18 protein-coding genes are annotated in these 17683 nt (G+C 66.4%); 13 read left to right on the forward strand and 5 right to left on the reverse strand.

Going from position 1 to position 17683, the window contains the following annotated elements; translation table 11 throughout:
• Window position 1 precedes the first annotated feature (1 nt).
• Both AC0L6G_RS01380 and AC0L6G_RS01385 read right to left on the reverse strand, forming a co-directional pair.
• Window positions 2-1261, reverse strand: a complete 1260-nt coding sequence (locus AC0L6G_RS01380) for an efflux RND transporter periplasmic adaptor subunit (RefSeq protein ID WP_184273171.1) — start codon at window positions 1259-1261, stop codon at window positions 2-4.
• On the reverse strand, window positions 1258-2577 hold the full coding sequence (locus tag AC0L6G_RS01385; RefSeq protein ID WP_184273174.1) for a TolC family protein: 1320 nt from the start codon (window positions 2575-2577) through the stop codon (window positions 1258-1260). The genes AC0L6G_RS01380 and AC0L6G_RS01385 overlap by 4 nt, the downstream gene beginning before the upstream one ends.
• Window positions 2578-2749: 172 nt before the next feature.
• On the opposite strand from AC0L6G_RS01385, the gene AC0L6G_RS01390 reads away from it, so the two are divergent.
• Window positions 2750-3091, forward strand: a complete 342-nt coding sequence (locus tag AC0L6G_RS01390) for a hypothetical protein (protein WP_184273177.1) — start codon at window positions 2750-2752, stop codon at window positions 3089-3091.
• 62 nt (window positions 3092-3153) lie between these two features.
• On the opposite strand, the gene AC0L6G_RS01395 is transcribed toward AC0L6G_RS01390, so the two are convergent.
• Window positions 3154-3564: a thermonuclease family protein gene (locus AC0L6G_RS01395; protein ID WP_473252739.1), complete on the reverse strand. Its 411-nt coding sequence runs from the start codon at window positions 3562-3564 to the stop codon at window positions 3154-3156.
• Window positions 3565-3691: 127 nt separating this feature from the next.
• Here AC0L6G_RS01395 and radC point away from each other — a divergent pair, with 127 nt between their 5' ends.
• From radC to AC0L6G_RS01435, 8 genes are all read left to right on the forward strand, one after another.
• Complete coding sequence (radC, locus tag AC0L6G_RS01400; RefSeq protein ID WP_184273179.1) at window positions 3692-4375, forward strand: RadC family protein; 684 nt, start codon at window positions 3692-3694, stop codon at window positions 4373-4375.
• Window positions 4376-4382: 7 nt separating this feature from the next.
• The gene (locus AC0L6G_RS01405) at window positions 4383-5267 is read left to right on the forward strand and encodes a toprim domain-containing protein (RefSeq protein ID WP_184273181.1); all 885 of its coding nucleotides are present in this window, start codon (window positions 4383-4385) and stop codon (window positions 5265-5267) included.
• Window positions 5268-5339: 72 nt separating this feature from the next.
• Window positions 5340-6377 carry a ParB N-terminal domain-containing protein gene (locus AC0L6G_RS01410; RefSeq protein ID WP_473252740.1) on the forward strand — a complete coding sequence of 346 codons (1038 nt, stop codon included), beginning with the start codon at window positions 5340-5342 and terminating at the stop codon, window positions 6375-6377.
• A gap of 122 nt (window positions 6378-6499) precedes the next feature.
• Window positions 6500-6871, forward strand: a complete 372-nt coding sequence (locus AC0L6G_RS01415; protein WP_184273185.1) for a single-stranded DNA-binding protein — start codon at window positions 6500-6502, stop codon at window positions 6869-6871.
• A 34-nt stretch (window positions 6872-6905) separates the two neighbouring features.
• A complete protein-coding gene (locus tag AC0L6G_RS01420; protein ID WP_184273188.1) occupies window positions 6906-7313 on the forward strand; it encodes a single-stranded DNA-binding protein in 408 nt (135 codons plus the stop codon).
• A gap of 135 nt (window positions 7314-7448) precedes the next feature.
• Window positions 7449-7841, forward strand: a complete 393-nt coding sequence (locus AC0L6G_RS01425) for a GcrA family cell cycle regulator (RefSeq protein ID WP_473252741.1) — start codon at window positions 7449-7451, stop codon at window positions 7839-7841.
• A 25-nt stretch (window positions 7842-7866) separates the two neighbouring features.
• A complete protein-coding gene (locus tag AC0L6G_RS01430) occupies window positions 7867-8259 on the forward strand; it encodes a DUF2493 domain-containing protein (RefSeq protein ID WP_312165565.1) in 393 nt (130 codons plus the stop codon).
• Between the two features lie 330 nt (window positions 8260-8589).
• Window positions 8590-9831 (forward strand): DUF3363 domain-containing protein, encoded by a 1242-nt coding sequence (locus AC0L6G_RS01435; RefSeq protein ID WP_184273354.1) that lies wholly within the window; start codon window positions 8590-8592, stop codon window positions 9829-9831.
• 110 nt (window positions 9832-9941) lie between these two features.
• Here AC0L6G_RS01435 and AC0L6G_RS01440 read toward each other — a convergent pair whose 3' ends face one another.
• Together AC0L6G_RS01440 and AC0L6G_RS01445 are read right to left on the reverse strand one after the other, a co-directional pair.
• Window positions 9942-10379 carry a GNA1162 family protein gene (locus AC0L6G_RS01440; RefSeq protein ID WP_473252742.1) on the reverse strand — a complete coding sequence of 146 codons (438 nt, stop codon included), beginning with the start codon at window positions 10377-10379 and terminating at the stop codon, window positions 9942-9944.
• Complete coding sequence (locus tag AC0L6G_RS01445) at window positions 10379-11344, reverse strand: CsgG/HfaB family protein (RefSeq protein WP_311769968.1); 966 nt, start codon at window positions 11342-11344, stop codon at window positions 10379-10381. The genes AC0L6G_RS01440 and AC0L6G_RS01445 overlap by 1 nt, the downstream gene beginning before the upstream one ends.
• 282 nt (window positions 11345-11626) lie before the next feature.
• On the opposite strand from AC0L6G_RS01445, the gene AC0L6G_RS01450 reads away from it, so the two are divergent.
• From AC0L6G_RS01450 to AC0L6G_RS01465, 4 genes are all read left to right on the forward strand, one after another.
• Window positions 11627-12130 carry a sigma-70 family RNA polymerase sigma factor gene (locus AC0L6G_RS01450; RefSeq protein WP_473252743.1) on the forward strand — a complete coding sequence of 168 codons (504 nt, stop codon included), beginning with the start codon at window positions 11627-11629 and terminating at the stop codon, window positions 12128-12130.
• 128 nt (window positions 12131-12258) lie between these two features.
• Window positions 12259-13305: a FecR family protein gene (locus AC0L6G_RS01455; RefSeq protein ID WP_184273213.1), complete on the forward strand. Its 1047-nt coding sequence runs from the start codon at window positions 12259-12261 to the stop codon at window positions 13303-13305.
• A 202-nt stretch (window positions 13306-13507) separates the two neighbouring features.
• A complete protein-coding gene (locus tag AC0L6G_RS01460) occupies window positions 13508-17059 on the forward strand; it encodes a TonB-dependent receptor domain-containing protein (RefSeq protein WP_221434178.1) in 3552 nt (1183 codons plus the stop codon).
• Window positions 17060-17085: 26 nt separating this feature from the next.
• Entirely contained in the window at window positions 17086-17676 is a 591-nt protein-coding gene (locus tag AC0L6G_RS01465) for a biliverdin-producing heme oxygenase (protein ID WP_184273220.1), read from the forward strand.
• Window positions 17677-17683 lie beyond the last annotated feature (7 nt).

Below are 17683 nucleotides of genomic sequence, written 5' to 3' on the forward strand. Positions count from 1 at the left end.
CCTAGTGGTCGTGGCTCGCGCCGGACTTGTCGATGTCCGCGCGAATGAGGAAGGCGCCGTCGACGACATAGGTCGCGCCGGGCTCGATGCCGCCCAGAACCTCGGTCCATTCTTCGGTGCGACGGCCCAGGTCGAGCATGCGCACCTCATAGGTGTCGCCGACCTTGGCGTAGACCACAGTGAAGTCGCGGAACGGCTGCAGCGCCTTGGTGCGCACCGCCAGCGGCGCCTCGCCCTGGCCGACCTGGACCAGACCCGAAACCCCGAGGCCGGGCCGCCAGACACCGCCCTGGTAGGGCAATTCGACATGGGCCACGAGGGTCTGGCTGAGCACGTCGTCGGCCGGCAGGATCGCCTTGATGACGCCGCTGGCCGTATGCTCGCCCGCCTGGCTCTTGATCTCGACCCTTTGCCCAACGCGCACGCGCTCTGCGTCGCGTGGATAGAGGACGAACTCGGCATGAAGGCGGGTCGGGTCGCCGATCGTCAGCATGGGGGCGCCGCCGCCGGTGATGGAGCCGGGGTTGACGGTCTTGGCGGTAATCACGCCCGAGATGGGCGCGGTGACCGAATAGGTCTGGAGGCTTTCACTCGACTCCACGCGGGCGACGACCTGCCCGCGCGAGACGCGTTGACCCAGTTCAACGGTCATCGACATGACCCGGCCCGGATAGCGGGCGTGGACCTCGGCCTGGCCTTCCGGCGTGATCTCGACGCGGCCGCTGAGCGGCAGGCTCTCGCCGAGAACGGCGGGGCCGACCTGCTGGGTGGTGACGCCGCCGGCCTGGGCCGCATCGGCGCTGATGACCGTCCGGCCCTCATAGGACGGATAGGTCCAGGCCGAGCGCTTGCCCGCACGAACGGCGCTGACCGCGACGTCGAACGAGTGAGGCTCAGACACGACGCCCGGACTGGCCAGATAGTCGTTCTCGGGCGTGAAGACGAAGCGATCCACCTTCGGCCCCAGGCGGGTCAGAGCGATGTTCGCTTGCACCTGTCTGGGATCGAACGGCTTGTCGTTGAGGTAGGGATAGAGGCGGAACAATGGTTCCGGCCCTTCCTCATAGATGGTCACCTCGATGGCGAAGTCGCCGTCGCGAAGCAGGCGGCCGTTGTGCGGTCCGCGTTCGTAATCGGCGGCGGCCGCCGCTTCGCCTTCGGGTTTGGCGGCCTTGTCGCCGCCGCCGCAGGCGGCCAGCGTCAGGGCGACGGCGGCCAGGACGCAGCCGAGCGCAGTCGCGGAAGTGCGTGACGTCTTCATGGTTGTGTCTCCAGGCCGAGCAGGTCGGCGTGCGCGCCGGTCAGGCGGTCGAGCCGCGCGCGGTCGTTGTGGAAGGTCTGCAGCACCGCGGCACGACGGGCCTTGGCCTGCAACAAGGCCGCATGGGCGCTCATCACGTCGTTGTAGGTGAAGCCGCCGCGCGCGAAGCCCTCGCGGACCAGGACGACGGCGCGTTCAGCCTGAGGCTGGGTTTCTTCGGCGATTCGCCGCGCTTCATTGGCGCGGGCCAGAAGCTGCACCTGAAGGCGGGCGATTTCCCGCTCGCGCTCAAGGCGCAGGGCGTTTTGATCGGCCCGTGCCGCCAGTCCATCGGCGCGGGCGCGATCGATGGCGCCTTGGTTGCGGTCATATCGCTGCAGCGGCATGGACCCGCCGAAGACCAGAGCCGCCTCATTGTCCCAGATATGCCGAACGCCGATGCTGACCGTGGGGTCAGGCACAGCGCGCGCCTGCTCCAGGCGAACCTGGGCGTCGGCGATGGCCTGACGGGCGCGGAAGGCTTCAAGGTCCGCTTGCGCCACCGCCCCTGCGGCGACCCACGCGGCGCTCGTGTCGTCAAAGTCGGAGGAGCCCATGCGGAAGTCGGCGACGCCGTCCCAGAACTTGGCCAGGACGATGCGGGCGACGCGAACGGCGATCTCTGCCTGATCGAAGTCGATCTGGGCCTGGGCCAGTTCGGCCTCGGCGCGCGCCCCTGCGAACAACGGATCACGGGCCGCGTTCACGCGACGCTGGACTTCCCTCTGGAAGCCTTCAGCAAGCGAAAGCCGCTCCCGCGCGATATCCAACTGGGCTTCGGCCGCCATGGCGTCGACCCAGGCGCGCTGCACCAGTTCGAGGCGATCCAGTTGCGCGATCTGGGCCTGGGCCGTGATCAGCAGGCCTTCGCTTTGCGCCAGGCCGGTGCGGGCGGATCGATCGCCGCCCCTCTCCAGCTTCTGTTCATAGGTCAGCGTGGTTTCTGTTCGCCCCAGAATGTCGCCTCCGCCCAGGGTGGGCAGGTTTTCGACCATCAGACCCAGGGTCGGATTGGGACGAAGGCCGGCCTGGCGAACCCCGGCCTCGACGCCGCGCAGGCGCGCGTCGAGACCCGGTCGCGCCGGATCGGCGGCGACGGCGCGCCGCAGCGCGCCTTCAAGGGTGAGCGCCGGACCAGAGGCGGCTTCAGCAGAAGCCGGCGACTGGGCGAGCGCGATGGCGGGCGGCGGCCAGGCCGCCGCCAGGGCGAGCGCGAGGGCGGATACGGCCGCGCCTCGCCCTCGCCATCCGGCAACGCCGGATTGGGAAGGTTTCAAGGGATGTCTCCAACAGGACGCGCACGGCCGCAAGGCCGCGCAGGATCAGCTTTTCAGGCGATCAGGCGTTCTGTCTGGGGGGCTGGAGCGGCGCGTCGAGAACAGCGCCGGGCGGCAAGGCGTCGCGCGCCGGGCCAAGGTCAATGGGCTTATACAGTTGGCTGGCGGCGGGATGGACCGGCGCGGCCAGGGCGACATGAATATCGCCGCCATTGTGGTGATGATGAGTGAAGGGCGTCCCGCCGCTGTCGACGGCCATGTCGATCGACATGGCCTGATCGGAGACAGGGCCGTCATCGGCCGTCTCATGGGCGTGTCCATGGTCATGATGGTGATCATGATCATGGGCCAGATCGGCCGCGTCCTCATAGGAGACGCCGGGGAATTGAAGGCCGTGCTCGATACGATGCTGGCTGTTCACCACGCCATGCATCTGCACCGCGACCATTACGGTTACGCCGAGGCAGACGCAGAGGAGGCGGAGCAGGCGTGGCAAATCGAAATTCTCCGATAGATTCCCGTTACGGTGAAAGCCTCGTCAATGCAACGGCGTGGATGTCGCGATTTCTGCAAGGCCTATCGCCCGCCTTCGCGACCGCCATCGGCCCTTAGCAGGTCGCCCAGGCCGCGACCGTTCAGGCGGCAGCGGGCGATGACGCGATCATGGACGATCACGCGGCCGTTTCGTCCCCTGACCGCCGTGCATGCGACGGGACGGTCGAGGGCAAGGCGGATCAGTCTGCGCCTCGCCTCCTGTCCGGCGCGGCTGCCCAGTTCCGGCGCGTTGAAATCCGCCAGCCTCACCTCGATCCAGGTCGCCGGGTCCGAAGATCGCCCGACGCAAAGGCCGTCGCCGTCGCCGACATATCGGACCGATCCCGAGAAGGTCGCGCCGGCGCGCGAGGGCAGGGGCGCCTCGCACGGGTCGGCCAGCGCCGTGGTCGGCGCCAGGAGGAAGCAGGCCAGAATCAAGCTGGCGGGGATCACGAACCTGAGCATGGCCGAAGGGTGATCTGATCCGCTCCGAGCGCCAAGCCTGCGGGGCGTCGATCGGAAAGGAAGGGCGGAGGCGGGCGCCTTCCCGGAGGAGGCGGACAGCAGCGAGGACTTCGCCATGCGGCCTGCGCCCAGGTTTGAAATCGTTCCGCCAGGCGTGCGCCTAGCGGACGCCTATGGCCCGCCGCTCGATGGAATGGCGGAGGGAGATCTGCTCGCCCTTTGGCTACGCCGGCGCGGCGCCGCCAGGGACGCCCGCCTCGCGGCCGGACGCCTGCTCGAACGGTTCGGGGGCCTGGCGGCGATCGTCGCGGCGGACGCGCCGGAACTGGCGCGCACGCCGGGGGTGGACGCCGCCTTCGTCGCCGACCTCAAGGTGCTGCGTGAGCTCTGCGTGCGGCTGGTTCGGTCCGAAGTGGGGGAGCGGCCCCGGATCTCTTCCTGGACGGCGCTTCTGGCCTATGTCCGGGTCGCCCTGGCTCATGAACCGCGAGAACAATTCCGGGCCCTCTTCCTGGACAAGCGCAACGCCCTGCTGCGCGACGAGTTCGTCGCCCATGGAACCGTGGATCATGCGCCCGTCTATCCCCGCGAGGTCCTTCGCCGGGCGCTCGAGATCTCCGCTTCCGCCCTGATCCTGGTCCATAATCATCCGTCCGGCGATCCGACGCCGTCCCGCGCCGACATCGACATGACGCGCAGACTGGTCGAGGCCGCGAAGGTCTTTGACCTGGAGGTCCATGATCACCTGGTCGTCGGGCGCGAGGCGACCGCCAGCTTCAGATCCCTCGGATTGATGTGAGGCCGGGATGAGCCTTCACCCCATTGTCGCCGCCCTTGGGGGCGAGCTTCGCCACGGCGGCCTGGGCGCGAGCGTGCCGGCCCCGGGCCATAGCGCGGCCGACCGTTCGGTTTCCCTCATGCTCGACGGTGACCGGGTGGTGATCCATGGCTTCGGCGCCGCCGATTGGCGTAGCGTTCGCGACCATCTTCTGAGCCTGGGGCTGATCGACGCCAGAGGGCGCCTGACGGGCGCATCGCTGCGGACGGCGGAGGGGCCGGTCGCAGCGATCCGACCTGCGGCCCATGTCCGCATCGCCGCCGCTCAAGCGCTCTGGTCGGAGGCCCTGCCGCTCGCGAAGGGCGATCTCTGCTTCCGCTATTTCCGGAGCCGAGGCCTCCGCCTCGAAGCGCCGCCCCATGATCTTCGACGCCATCCAGCGACGCCGGTTTCGGTGTTTCGCTCGGCCGGCCCGACCTGTCCGGCCCTGATCGCAGCGATCCGGGCGCCCGACGGCGTTATCGGCGCCGTGGAGATCGCCTATCTTGATCCGGACGGACGTCCCGCCGGTCGGCTCAGGCTCCAGCGCAAGACGGTGGGCGTCCTGCCGCGGGGCTCGGCCGTGCGCCTCTGCGCGGCGGCCCCGACCTTGCTGGTGGCCGAGGGGGTTGCGACCGCCCTGTCCGCTATGGCCCGTTTTCGCCTGCCAGGCTGGGCCCTTCTGTCTGCAGGAAACCTGGCGGCCTGGACTGCGCCAACCGAAGTCTGCCGCGTCCTTATCGCCGCGGATCGCGGCCCGGCCGGCGAAGACGCGGCCTCCCGGCTTCGCACCCGACTCGAGGCGGCGGGGCTGGGGGCCGCTGTCCGCTTACCGCCGCCTGGGGCGGGGGACTGGAACGACGCAGCGACCTGAAAGGGGGAGGAAGGGCGTGGAGGAGCGCCGGAACGGTCGGGATGGACCTGGCCGACCGGCTGGAGAAGTCTCATGTCCTGTTCCCGATCTTCAGCCGCTGCAGCGGCGCCTTGCGGCCCTGCCGCCGAGCCCTCGCGCATTCCTCTGGTCGTCCGACTGGGCGACCTTGAGGTCGCGCCGGAAAACCTTCGCTACGGCGAAGCCCCGGACGACGACATCCCGCAACTGGCCGAAACCGTGGCCGCCGCGGGCCTGCTGCAATATCCGACCGTCCGGCCGGGCCGTCGCGGCGAGGCGGCCCATATGGTGCTGGACGGACGTCGGCGCCTTCTGGCCCTGCGCCTCCTGCGTGACGCAGGGCGCATCGACGACGACCATCCTGTCGAGGTCTTCGTCGAGACGGACAGGGCGCGGCAGGCTGCGGCCGTGGTCCTGACCAATACGGCTGTGCCGGTCCACATCGCCGATGTGATCGCCGCCATGGGCCGCATGCTGAAGGCTCGGCTGGACGAGCGGCGACGCGCCTGGGAGGCCTCCGGCCTGACCGTGATCGCCTGGGTTCACGCCCTCCAGACGGAGGATCGGTTCGGTCTCATGGCCGAACTGACCGCTTTGAGCCTGGACCTGCATGAGCCCCGCACGGGCCATGTGCGACGGGCGGCCCGTGCGGAGGCGGCCGAGATCGCCGTCCTGTGCGACGCCGACCTTTCGCGCTGGTGGACGCCGGACGGGGCCTATCTGCGGCCGCACTCGCGCGAACAGCTGCTGTCCATGCTCGAGGGCATGGGGGCGGAGACCGAAGCGCCGGCGCGGATGCGGAAGGGCGACCTGGTCGCCTGGACCGAGGAGCAGGCGGCGGCCCGGCGCTGGACGCCCGCCTGCCTGTCCTGGGCGGGCGAGGCCGAGAGCGAGGCCGACGGCGCTTTTGAACCGGCCGATGCGGCGACATCAACGTATGAAGACGCGGACGCGGCCGGCGACGGGTCCGGCGAGCCTTCGTCCGGGGCTGCGGATGGCGAAGAGATCGACGGCGCTGATGAAGCCTCGGGCCGGGGCGTCTTCATCGTCACGCCTAAGGGAGAGGCGGCCCTGCGCGGCGCGGCGGCGTAACCGCAAGGGCGGTTTCGTCGGCGGTGTTCGGCGGAGCCGCCTGCGGGCGGAAGCGGAGGGAAGAAGAGGGTGAGGCGATCCGGGAAGAAGGTTTCCGGGCCTCTCGATCAAGGAGACTGAGAATGCAGACCATGGTGTTCACCGGCCGCCTGGCGGCCGATCCCCAGATCAGCCCGGACTTCGCCAAGGCGGTGTTCCGGTTGCTTGAGAAACGCGGCGTGGGCCTCGACGGCAAGGACAGGATCGTCGGCGTCAACTGTGTCAGCTGGTCGAAAGGCCTCAATGAGAAGGTCATCGCCCGGGCCCTGGCCAGGGGCTGCGAGGCGGTCGTCGTCGGCGCCTTCGTCGACACCGCCTATACGGCGCGGGACGGGACCGAGCGGGCGGCCAAGGAGCTGGTCGTCAATCGGTTGACGGTCCTCGACTGGGCGGTCGACCGGGAGGCGGATGCGTCGCCGGCGGCTGAGATCGATGACGAACAGGCCGCGGCCTGAACCCTCTAACCTCATTCATTCCCGGAGACTGATCATGCAAACCCTTGTCATTGAAGGCTATCTGGCCGCTGACCCGTCCATTCTTTTGGCCCAGGGATCGGGGCGCAAGCGCGCCAGCTTCCGCGTGCTGGAGACCACGCGCTATCGCCGTTCCGACGGCGAGGCAGGCGAGCGGACGACCGGCTTCAACTGCGTCTGCTTCAATGAAAACACGACCGAGAACTACATCGCCCCCTATGCCCGCAAGGGCAGCCGGGTGGTGATCCAGGGTCATGTCGAGAATGACAGCTGGACCGGGAAGGATGGTGTCGAACACTACGACCTGAGGGTGGTTGTGGCGGACATGCGTCTGAAGAACCGGCGAAATCGCGATGATGCGACGGAGCCGGCGGCGGGCGCGGCCCAGGGCCCGGCGATCCTGGACGACGACATTCCATTCTGACGTCCGGCGGCCGGTCCGGTCCAGGCTTGTCGAAGCGGCTCGAGGCCCGGCGCCGAGGCGTCGGGCCTTTGGTCTGAAAGGCGAAGGAAGGGCGGGGACGGGCGGGTCGATCGGACCCGTGACCGGAGAACCGTCATGTCCGCATCCGTCTGGACCGTTGAACGAATACGCCGGCTGATCGCCCTGTGGGGCGAAGGCCGGACCGCCGCCGCCATCGCCGACCGGCTTGGGCCCGAGATTTCGCGCTGCGCCGTCCTGGGCAAGGTCCATCGTCTTGGCCTGGTCCGGGCGGCGCCTGCCCGTCCGCCTTCGCGACCGCGCGGCGCTTCAGCTTTTCCTAAGCGGCGGTTTCAACAGGTCGCGCCGTCGCGTCCGGCGTCTCAAGTTTCATCGCCTGCGGCGCCGGAACGGCCGGAGGCCACCGTCCTGTCCGTGAGACGAGGTCAGTGCCGCTGGCCCTACGGGACGCCCGGATCTGTCGATTTCGGTCTTTGCGGCCATCCGGGCGCTACGCGAGCGGCGAGCTGACGAGGCGCATCATGCTGGATCGGTTGTGGCCTTTCGGGGAGCGCCGACGGCGGACACGGCCGAGGATGCGGCGCGCATCTTCGACGCCCTGAACTGGGCGCTGGCGGAGTGGCCGGACATGGCGCTCGCCACGACCGGGGCGAAAGGCGCGGAGAAGCTGGCCATCCGATGGGCCCAGCAGAAGGGAGTGACGCTGATCCTCGCGCGCGCGGACTTCGACGCCAACGGCAAGGCGGCCCCCTTCAAAGCCAACGACGAGCTCATCGCCCTCGAGCCGGTCTGCTGCCTGACGCTTGCGGGTTCGCTCGACGGTTCACGGGCGGAGGTCGGACGTCCATTCGGCCCGGCCCTCAACCTGGGGCAGAAGGCGATGGGGCAGGGCCTCCGGCATCTGGCGGTGAGGTCGCGACCGCATTGAGGAACCTCGGCGCTCCGGCGTCGGGTCTGACCCGCTCGGCTTCGGCCGAGCGGGTTTCTTCATGTCATTTGGGGCGGATGGCTGACAGCGATTAGATTGGCGAAAGCATAACGGGCCGTGTTTGCGGGGGTTTGGTCAGGTGCGGCGACCTGTGAAGTCGATGTCAGGAAATCTGGGAAATGGGGCTCAGGGCAAGATAAAAGGAGGGGGTTGCCTGGTCCTGTTTCGTCTATTCTTTAGGTAGGTTAGCCCGTGAATGCCGGGCAATGGGTGACTTGTGGAGAGTTGCCCTTTCCGGGCGGTTCAGGCGGCGCTTTCGAGAGGTGCGAGATGCTCATTCGTGAGGCCATCGAGACCCGGCTGTCCCTCGGCGCGGTGCAGGACGCCGAGGGCGTCAAGGTGCGTCTTCCTCTGTCCCTGAAGGCCGATCGTGCTTCCGTCCGCATCGGCATGTTTCAGCGGTTGGCGACATCGCGTTCGTTCTCCCTCGGGGATCGTTCAGGCGTTCTCAAGGCGGCGCAGCGACGATCGGGCAGAGGCTTCCGCATGGATGTCCGTCAGCGGGTCATCGTGAAGGCGCTGGTGTCGAAGCATGTCGGAAGGGCCGCCGTCAGGGGCGGGGCGCTGGCTGCGCATGTCGCCTATCTCGGGCGCTCGGGCGCCGGCGCCGATGGGGCCCGTCCGGATTTCTTCGATCGGATGGACGACAGCGTGGATGCGTCACAGGAGGCACGGGGCTGGAGCGGGGACCGCCATCATTTTCGCTTCATCATCTCACCGGAGCATGGGGATCGGATCAGTGATCTCAGGGACTATATGCGTGCGGTGATGGATCGGGTGGCGGCGGATCTGGGCGAGCGTAATCTGCGCTGGATCGCGACCTGCCACTACGACACCGACCAGTCGCACGCCCATGTCCTGGTGCGGGGGCGACGGGGAGATGGACGGGATCTGGTCATTCCTCGCGACTACATCGGTTACGGTTTCCGGGCGCGGGCCCAGGAGGTTGCACAGGAACGCTTGGGCGACCTGTCGCGCATGGAGGCCGAGCGGAGGGTCTGGAAGGAGACCCAGGCGGATCGGTTCACGGGCATGGACCGGCGGCTGCTGGATGCGGCGGATGCGGATGGGACGGTCGCAGACGGGGTGGGGGCCAGCGACGCATGGGCGGCCCTGACCCGCGGGCGGCTCCGGCATCTGGAGGGGCTAGGGCTGGCCGTGCGGGCCGGGCGACGATACCGGCTTGATCCTGAAATGGAGGTCAAGCTTCGGACGCTTCAGGCGCGCCGAGATATTATCAGGACGATGAACCAGCGTCGGCTCGAGGGCGCTCGGGAAGTGCGGGTTCTGGGAGTTGAGCGGGTGACGGGCGTGGTGGTGAAGACGGGGTTCCATGATGAGGCTGGGGCGGCGCCATTCGTCGTGGTGCGGGATGCCCAGGAGATTGAGCACTATGGACGGCTGAAGGTTGGAACTCCGTCATTGGCGGTTGGGCAAGGGGTGATGCTGAAGCCGGGATCCCTGGGGGGGGCGTTGGCGGTTGCGATGAAGGGGCGACATTTGGAATTGTAGGGGCGCTCTGGAGGGCTGCTTTTGGCGCATTTCTGAAGCAGGTGTGGAGGGTCTCGCCTGGAGGCGGAGGCAAGATGGCAAGGCCGCCGCTTTTTACGGCGGCCTTATGATCAGTCAGGAAACTGCTTCTGATCGCTTCCGTATTGCGCGGGCAGGTAGGGGCCGGCTGGAAGGCCCTGTCCCAGCGTATGAGTGGCGACCAAGTTCGCCTGCTGGGTCAGAGGGATGTAGTTTGGCTTGGCCTTTTCGATCGCCGAGATGATGGCCTGGGCGAGCAGGTCGGCGAGCGGATTGCCGGAGCTTGTGGCCTGCGGGCTGTAGGACATGGCCTGGGAACTCGACCACAGGGTTTGCCCTGTACGGCAGCTCTTGAGCGTGTAGTCGAACTCGACATTGGTCGAGGTCGAGATGACTACGTATTGAGACTCCCACTTCTTGATCTCGACGAACATCACCGTGTCGCAACCGAACAGGGAGGCGAAACGCGAGGCGTCGGCTTGGTGAACCAGGCCGGCGTCCGACAGACCTTCGTCGTCGAGAGCTTTCATTATCGGTTCTCCATCACGCGCAGCCCCTTGGTGTCGGCGGGCAGGCTTCCCCCGACAAGGCGCGCGGTTGATCCTTCGGTTTCGGGCGTGGAGCCAAAGAAGCCCGTCAGTTCGATCTCAGCGATGCGAGATCCCGGCAGGGTGATAGGCAGACCGGACTGGCCGCTTACAATCACCTCGCCGGGTGTTTCGACCTGGAAACGATCACCGATCCGCAAGCCCTGGCTTTGGCCGCCGCTGACGAAAACTGTGTCGCCGGAAACCCGCAGGATGTCGGTGAACCAGGCCCGTTGCTGAAGCTGGTTGATGACGCTCGTCATCGTGTCGGCGATCGCAGCGGCGATCGCGCGGTCGTTCAGTGTGGAATCATAGCCGGCGCGTGTGCCGAAACCCGCAACTTCGCCCGTTTCGGTTGTCGCTTCGCCTGCGCCCGTAGCAGTGAAGAAAACTTGACCTGTGCGCACATCGACGAGGCGGATTTCGACCGTGGCGTTGACGGCCTGGCGGCGCTGCGAGTTGAGAAAGCCCTTCTTGCCCTCATTGCGGCGCCCCAATTGGGTGATCGAGCCTAGCAGGAGGGCGTCTACGCCGACCAGATTAGCGGTGTCCGTAGCGGACATGGCGCGTTCTGCGTTCAGCGCCTCCAGGTCGCCTCGCTCGAAAACGAAGAAGTGCCCGGAGCCGACGAGAGCATTGGTCAGCATGTCGCTGGCCTGGGCGGCGATTGGGTCAGCTTGGCCGGGGCTTAGCAGAAGGCGCCCATATGGCGTGCTGTTGGTGAACCGCCCGACAGCCACCCGACGTTTCAAAACCGGCCCGTGATCTGACGCCGTTGAGGAAGACGAGGTCTGAGCCAAGGCAGCCGGAGGAAGGGCGAAGGTCGCGCACAGAGTTAGAGCCGCGCAAGCGACGAAAACTCTTGGAAAGTTTAGCATTGGAATGCCCCTGTTAGATAAAACCGCCATGCCATAGCGTGCGCGGTTAAGCTAGCCCTGCCGACGAAGGTCAAAGCGAGCGCGGGCGGATAGAAATAGAACTGCTGCCGGAAAGGCAGTTTTTCGGCGTCGAACCAACCATCAGATTCTCAACGTCGTGTGCCGTTCGGTGTTCGAAAAGGGGTTTATGGCCACGCTCGCTCTTGCGGCGCTCCAGCGTGACGGCTAATGATTGCAAATCATTCGCAAGTTATTGCGGGTGTCGGTTCAGGCGTCGTCTTGGGGAAGGGCGCTGCGCATAAGGCGATCCACGTGGGGCGGACCAGGCTTCAGCACGAAGAGTTTGAAGGCCAGCGCCGCAACCTCATCCGCTATGCGAGTCGGATCACGGGCAACCGGGATCATGCGGAAGACGTGGTGCAGGAAGCCTATCTGCGTCTTGGCGAGATGGCCAAGAAGCAGCATCTGGCGAGCCCCCGCGGCTATCTCGCGCGGATCGTCCGCAATCTGGCGATAGATCGGCTATGGCGGTCGCGCCGGGACGGCGAGGTTTTCGCTCCGGATGGTCAGGCCGCACTCGACGGGCTGGCCGCCGCCCAGCCCACGCCGGAACAGATCGCCCTTTCGCGCGATGAACTGACCCGGCTGGAGGCCGCCCTTGCCGATTTGCCCGAGCGCGTCCGGATCGCGGTTGAAATGCACCGGTTCGGCGGAGCGAAGCTGCGGGAGATCGCCGCCGAACTGGGTGTGTCCGTTACGGTCGCGCATGAGTTGGTCGTCACAGGCGTGGCCCATTGCCGTTCGCGGCTGCGGTGACCCGTGGTGAGGTCGGGGGAGAATTATCCGAAAAAAGCGACGGCTCGACAGTCGGTATCAAATGACGCCTGTGAAGTCCGGGCGACAGGGACAATCTGTTTTGACGCAAGCCGGGGGAGGAGACTGGGATGACTGAAGCGTCTGACCCTGATCGGAAGCGCGCCGACGCGGAAGCCCTGGACTGGATCATTGCTCTGCAGGAGGCGCCGGAGGATCTCGAGGCGCGGGCGCGTTTCGACCAATGGCGCGCCGCCGCCCCGGCCAACGCCAGGGCTTGGGTAGAGAGCGCCAGGATCTATGAGGGGTTAGGCGAGGTCAGCCCGGTCCATTCCGAACACTGGTCGAGGCTGCGTGGCCGACATGACGCCGCTTCGATCGTTTTGATCCCTGGCGCTCGCAGACGTCGAACAACGCCCGGAACGAGATCCGAGGCGCGCCGCGCCTCTGGCAAGGGCCGGGCGCCTATCGCGGCGCTCCTGTCTGCGGCCGCAGCAGCGCTCGTCGTCGTCCTCGCTGCGCCTGAAGCCGTTCTGCGTTGGCAGGCCGACGCGATCGCCGGGACCGGCGAACTGCGCACGATGACGCTGGAGGATGGAAGCCACATCAGCCTGTCGCCGGGCTCCGCCGTCAGCATCGACTATTCCTCGGCGGAGCGGCGGATCGGCCTGCTTCGAGGGCAGGCATGGTTCGATGTGCAGGATGATCCACGGCCATTTCGTGTCGCCGCACGCCATGTCGAGACGACCGACATCGGAACGGCCTTCGAGGTCGGGCTGACCGACGGCGCCACCCGCGTCGCGGTCGGACACGGGATTGTACGGGTCGACGACGCAAGGACCGGCCGCACCATCTCGGAACGGCTCGTCGCCGGTCAGGATGTCTCAGTCGATCCAGCGGGGAAGGCTTTGCTCGGGACGGCGCCGCCCGAACTGATCGGGGCCTGGCGTGACGGACGGCTCGCGGTCCAGGATCGGTCAGTGAGCGAAGTCGTGGACGCGTTGCGTCCCTGGCATCGCGGCATAATTCTGGTGCGCCCCGGCGCGCTGGCCGGGCGGCGCGTCACGGGCATCTATGATTTGCAGGATACGGCTGGGGCCCTGGGCGCCTTGACCAAGGCCTCTGGCGGGCGCGTCACCCAGATCACGCCCTGGTTGCTGATTCTGTCGGACGGCTGAGTGGCCCGAAAAGTTTTTCTTTCATCAACGCTCTGTAAAATATGACAAATATGGCTATCGCTCTGAGCGCGGTTCATTATTTGGCGAAAAAATCCTCGCTCCGCCTGTCGATATGAGGTGAGGGCATCTGCATTTGCATCGCGTTTGCAAATCGGTCGATCGCATCCCTCATCGAGTGATTTTGACGGAAGGACGATTGATGATGACCGATGGGGGCCAAGCCAAGCGGCGCGCGCTGTGGATGAGCGCATTGCTGGCGACGACGATGATCTCCGGCGTGGCCTGGACCGATCCTGTTGCGGCCCAAGCGCGCGATGAACAGCGCAGCTTCGATATTCCGGCCCAGTCGTTGTCCTCTGCGTTGGCGGTCTTCGGCCGTCAGGCGAACCTGCAGGTCAGCGTGCCTGCAACCCTGGCGATCGGTCGTGCTTCTACATCGGCGGCAGGGGTCATGACCCCCAGAGAGGCCCTTGGCCGTTTGCTGGTCGGCACCGGTCTGACCTATCGCATCAGCGGGAACGTCGTCACGCTTGAGCGCGCGCCACAGGCGCAGCCGGGCGTAATCCAACTGGGCGCGGTGCGGGTCGAGGGCGGCGGCGCCGACGCTGGAACTGGAGCCGGCAACGGACGCGCTGCGGGCTGGGATGGAGCGGGCGATTCCGTCTATGTGACGCCGGGATCGGTCAGCGTGATCAACCGCGACCAGCTGGAAGCCTATCCGGCGCAGGCTCCGGCCGACATGCTGCGCGGGGCCACCGGCATTATCTCAGGCGAGGCGCGCAGCAGCGGCGGCCTGGACGTCAATATTCGCGGTATGCAGGGCCAGGGCCGGGTGCCGGTAACGGTTGATGGGGCGATCAACGGAACGACCGTCTATCGCGGCTATCAGGGCACCAGCAATCGCAGCTTCGTTGACCCGGATTTCATCAGCCATGTCGCCATCGAGAAGGGCCCTTCGATGGGCAATGCGATCGCGGGCGGGATCGGCGGATCGGTGTCGATGAAGACTCTGGGCGTCGATGACATCGTCCCCGAGGGCGATGTCATGGCGGTGCGTTTCATGGCTTCGCTGTCCGGCAACAACGCGACGCCCAACTCGAATATGACGCGAAACCTCCTTGAGCCGCTCAGCTTCTACGGCGATCCGCTTGCCGCGACGCGCGGACGCGAACGGCCCGGCTTCCTGCTGCCCGGCGGCGGTTCGGCCAGTCTGGTTGTCGCGCGCAAGAGCGACAGGGTGGACCTGCTTGCAGGCTATTCCTACCGCAACACCGGCAACTATTTCGCCGGCGCGAGCGGCAAATACGCGCCCAAGGCGACCGGGACGCCTTCGCCCTTCTGCGCGGCAGGCACGAACGAGACCGTGCTGCGCCAGCTCTGCGAACGGGCGGTCGCCTTCTACAACATGCACGGTTCGACGCCGTTCGTAGGCGGCGAAGAGGTTTACAACACCTCCAGCGAGACAGAGTCCATGCTGCTGAAGGCCGTGATCCGCCCGGCTCAGGACCATGTGCTTGAGCTGGGCTACGGCGGCTATCGCAGCACGTTCGGCGAAAACTATCCGGGGACGCTCGCCAGCACGACGGGGGCGGTGTTCCAGAACACGATCTTCTCCAATACGGACCTGGATCGCTTCACAGCGCGGCACCGCTGGAACCCGGGCAGCGACCTGATTGATCTGAAGCTGAACGGCTGGGTGTCCAGGCTGAAGGAAAGCGCGCCTTCATTCTACAACTCCGATCCGGCGCGCCGTTATGTCGACAGCTGGGGCGCCGACGTTGGCAATGCCTCCAGATTGACGACGCCCATCGGCCTGTTCTCGGCGGACTACGGCGTTTCCTATCTGCATGAGAAGGCGGGGCCTGACGGTGAATGGGCTGCCGGAACGGCTATTCCGCCGGGGCGTGAAGGCGTCCGCAGCGAGTACAGCCTGTTCGCGGATACGGCGCTGGACCCGACGTCATGGCTGCGCCTGACCGCAGGCGTGCGCTATCAGAACTACACGCTGGAAGACAGCCAGTCCGGCACGGTGCACCACGGCGATCGTCTGAAACGCGACGAGGACGCCTTCAACTGGTCGCTGGGCGCGGTGGCGACGCCGATGGACGGCTTGCAACTGTTCGCCAACTACAAGCATGCGTCGCGTTTGCCCTCGCTGCTGGAGGCGACGACCAACTTCTTCATGGTGGCCAATCCCGATCTGCACAAGGAAACGGCGAGCAACTGGGAGATCGGCGCCAATTACATCCGCTACGATGTTCTGAAACCTGACGACGAGCTGGGGCTGAAGCTGGTCTGGTTCGACAACGACATCGATAGCTATATTTCGCGTCGCTACATCCTGCAGCTCGGCTCGATGCAGATGTACAACATCGACCGGGCGCAGTTCCGGGGGCTGGAAGGCAATCTCAGATACAAGTCGGGCGGCTTCAGCCTGGACGCCGGGGTCACCTGGTACGACAGCATCCGCTTCTGTCGTCCGGGCGAAAGCTGCATCGCCAGTTCGCTGGCCTCGGACTACGCCACCAACTACATCCCGCCCGATTGGTCGGCCAATCTGTCGGTCAATCAGAAGTTCCTGAATGATCGGGCGACAATCGGCGCTCGCGTGACCTATATGGGCGAACGCTCCATCGGCGCCGAGAAGCCGACGGTCGGTTACCTGCCCCTGATCACCGCTGTTGAATGGCGCCCCTATACGCTGGTCGACCTGACTGGCAGCTTCAAGGTGGATGATGGGCTTTCGATCAACTGGAGCGTCGATAATCTGACGGACCGTTATTATACGGAGCCGATGAGTCTGGGCTTCATCCCGGCGCCCGGCCGCACATTCCGCATCGGCCTGTCCCAGACCCTGGGCTCGCGCGGCGGTCTGTCGATCGGCGACTGGTTCAGCGATGCAGGTGATGCCGAGACTGTCGACTGGACCGGCCCCTATGTCGGACTGGACTTCGGCTACGGCTCCGGCAGCACCCAGGGCAGCGTGACCGATACGGCTGGCAAGGCTGCTGATATCGACAACGGAAGCCGCGTTGACGAGAAGATCCGTAACTTCATCGGCGGCGCGCGCGCGGGCTATAATTATCAGTTCGCCAACAATGTCGTCGTGGGCCTGGGCAGCGACATCTCGACGGGAGACCTGGCGGCCTGGTCCGGGGTGGTTGTCTCATCCACTTCGGGCGAAAGCCCCAGCGTGGCGTCCCTTCGTGCGGCGGGCATCCTGGAATCGGACACCCGATACAAGTGGGATCGGCTGGTCACGCTGCACGGTAAGCTGGGCTACGCCTTCGGGCGGAACCTAGTCTACGGAACCGCAGGCGTGGGCTGGATGAACGAAACCCAGACGCGTCGCCAGTACCGCTCGACGCCGCCCACAAGCCGAACTGATTTCGGCATCAGCAGCTATTCGCCGGGCGGCCTGCCTCTTGAACACTATTTCACCGAGCAGGACCGCCATGTCCGGACCGGCGCCGTGCTGGGCGTTGGCGCCGAGCGTGCCCTCAACGACCGCTGGTCGCTGCGCGCCGAATACAACTATGCCAACTTTGGGCGTGAGACGTTTGAGTATGAGGACGCACGCGCCGGCGTGGGTCTGGCCTATGCGTTCAACGGCTTTGTCCGTGACCCAGTGACCGGAGAGCGCGTGCGCGTTTCAAAATCCGGCCCAGGCACCGTCAACATCGTGGAGGGTCGCAAGGTTCGTTCGGATGCGGATCTGCACATGGTCCGCGTTGGCCTCAGCTATCGCTTCTGAACCGCATTTCAGCAGGAGTTTCATTGATGACGGACACGCTTGATCTGCCCCGGTCCAAACGGCTGAAGGCGATGACGCACGAGGTTCATGACCGGCTGGACAAGTCGATCATGGAGGCCTCGTCGTTCGACAGTCTGGAGGGCTATGGCCGGTTCGCCGGGGTGCAGTGGACCTTCCACCGCGACATCGACGCCCTCTATGACGACGCCGCCCTGATCGCCCTGCTGCCGGGACTGGCCGAGCGTCGGCGCATGGCTCTGATCGCGGCTGATCTGGCGGATCTGGGTCTGGCGACGCCTAAGGTCGAGACGGCGCCGGTCTTCCTGCGGGATCAGCCGGCGGACGTCGCGACGGCCCTGGGCTGGCTCTACGTGGCCGAGGGCTCGAACCTGGGCGCGGCCCTGTTGCGCAAGGAGGCGGCCAAGCTGGGCCTGTCCGACAGCCACGGCGCGCGGCATCTGGCGCCGTCCGGCGGCGGGCCCGCCGCCCACTGGCGCGCCTTCACCGCCGCGCTGGACGCCGCCGTCCTGACACCCGAGGAGGAAGCTCGCGCCGTCGCCGGGGCCAGGGCCGCCTTCGCGCGGGTGCAGGCCCTGGCCAATGCCGCCCTTCGCTGAGGCTGGA

This window comes from Brevundimonas sp. D3-1P (genome assembly GCF_055809335.1).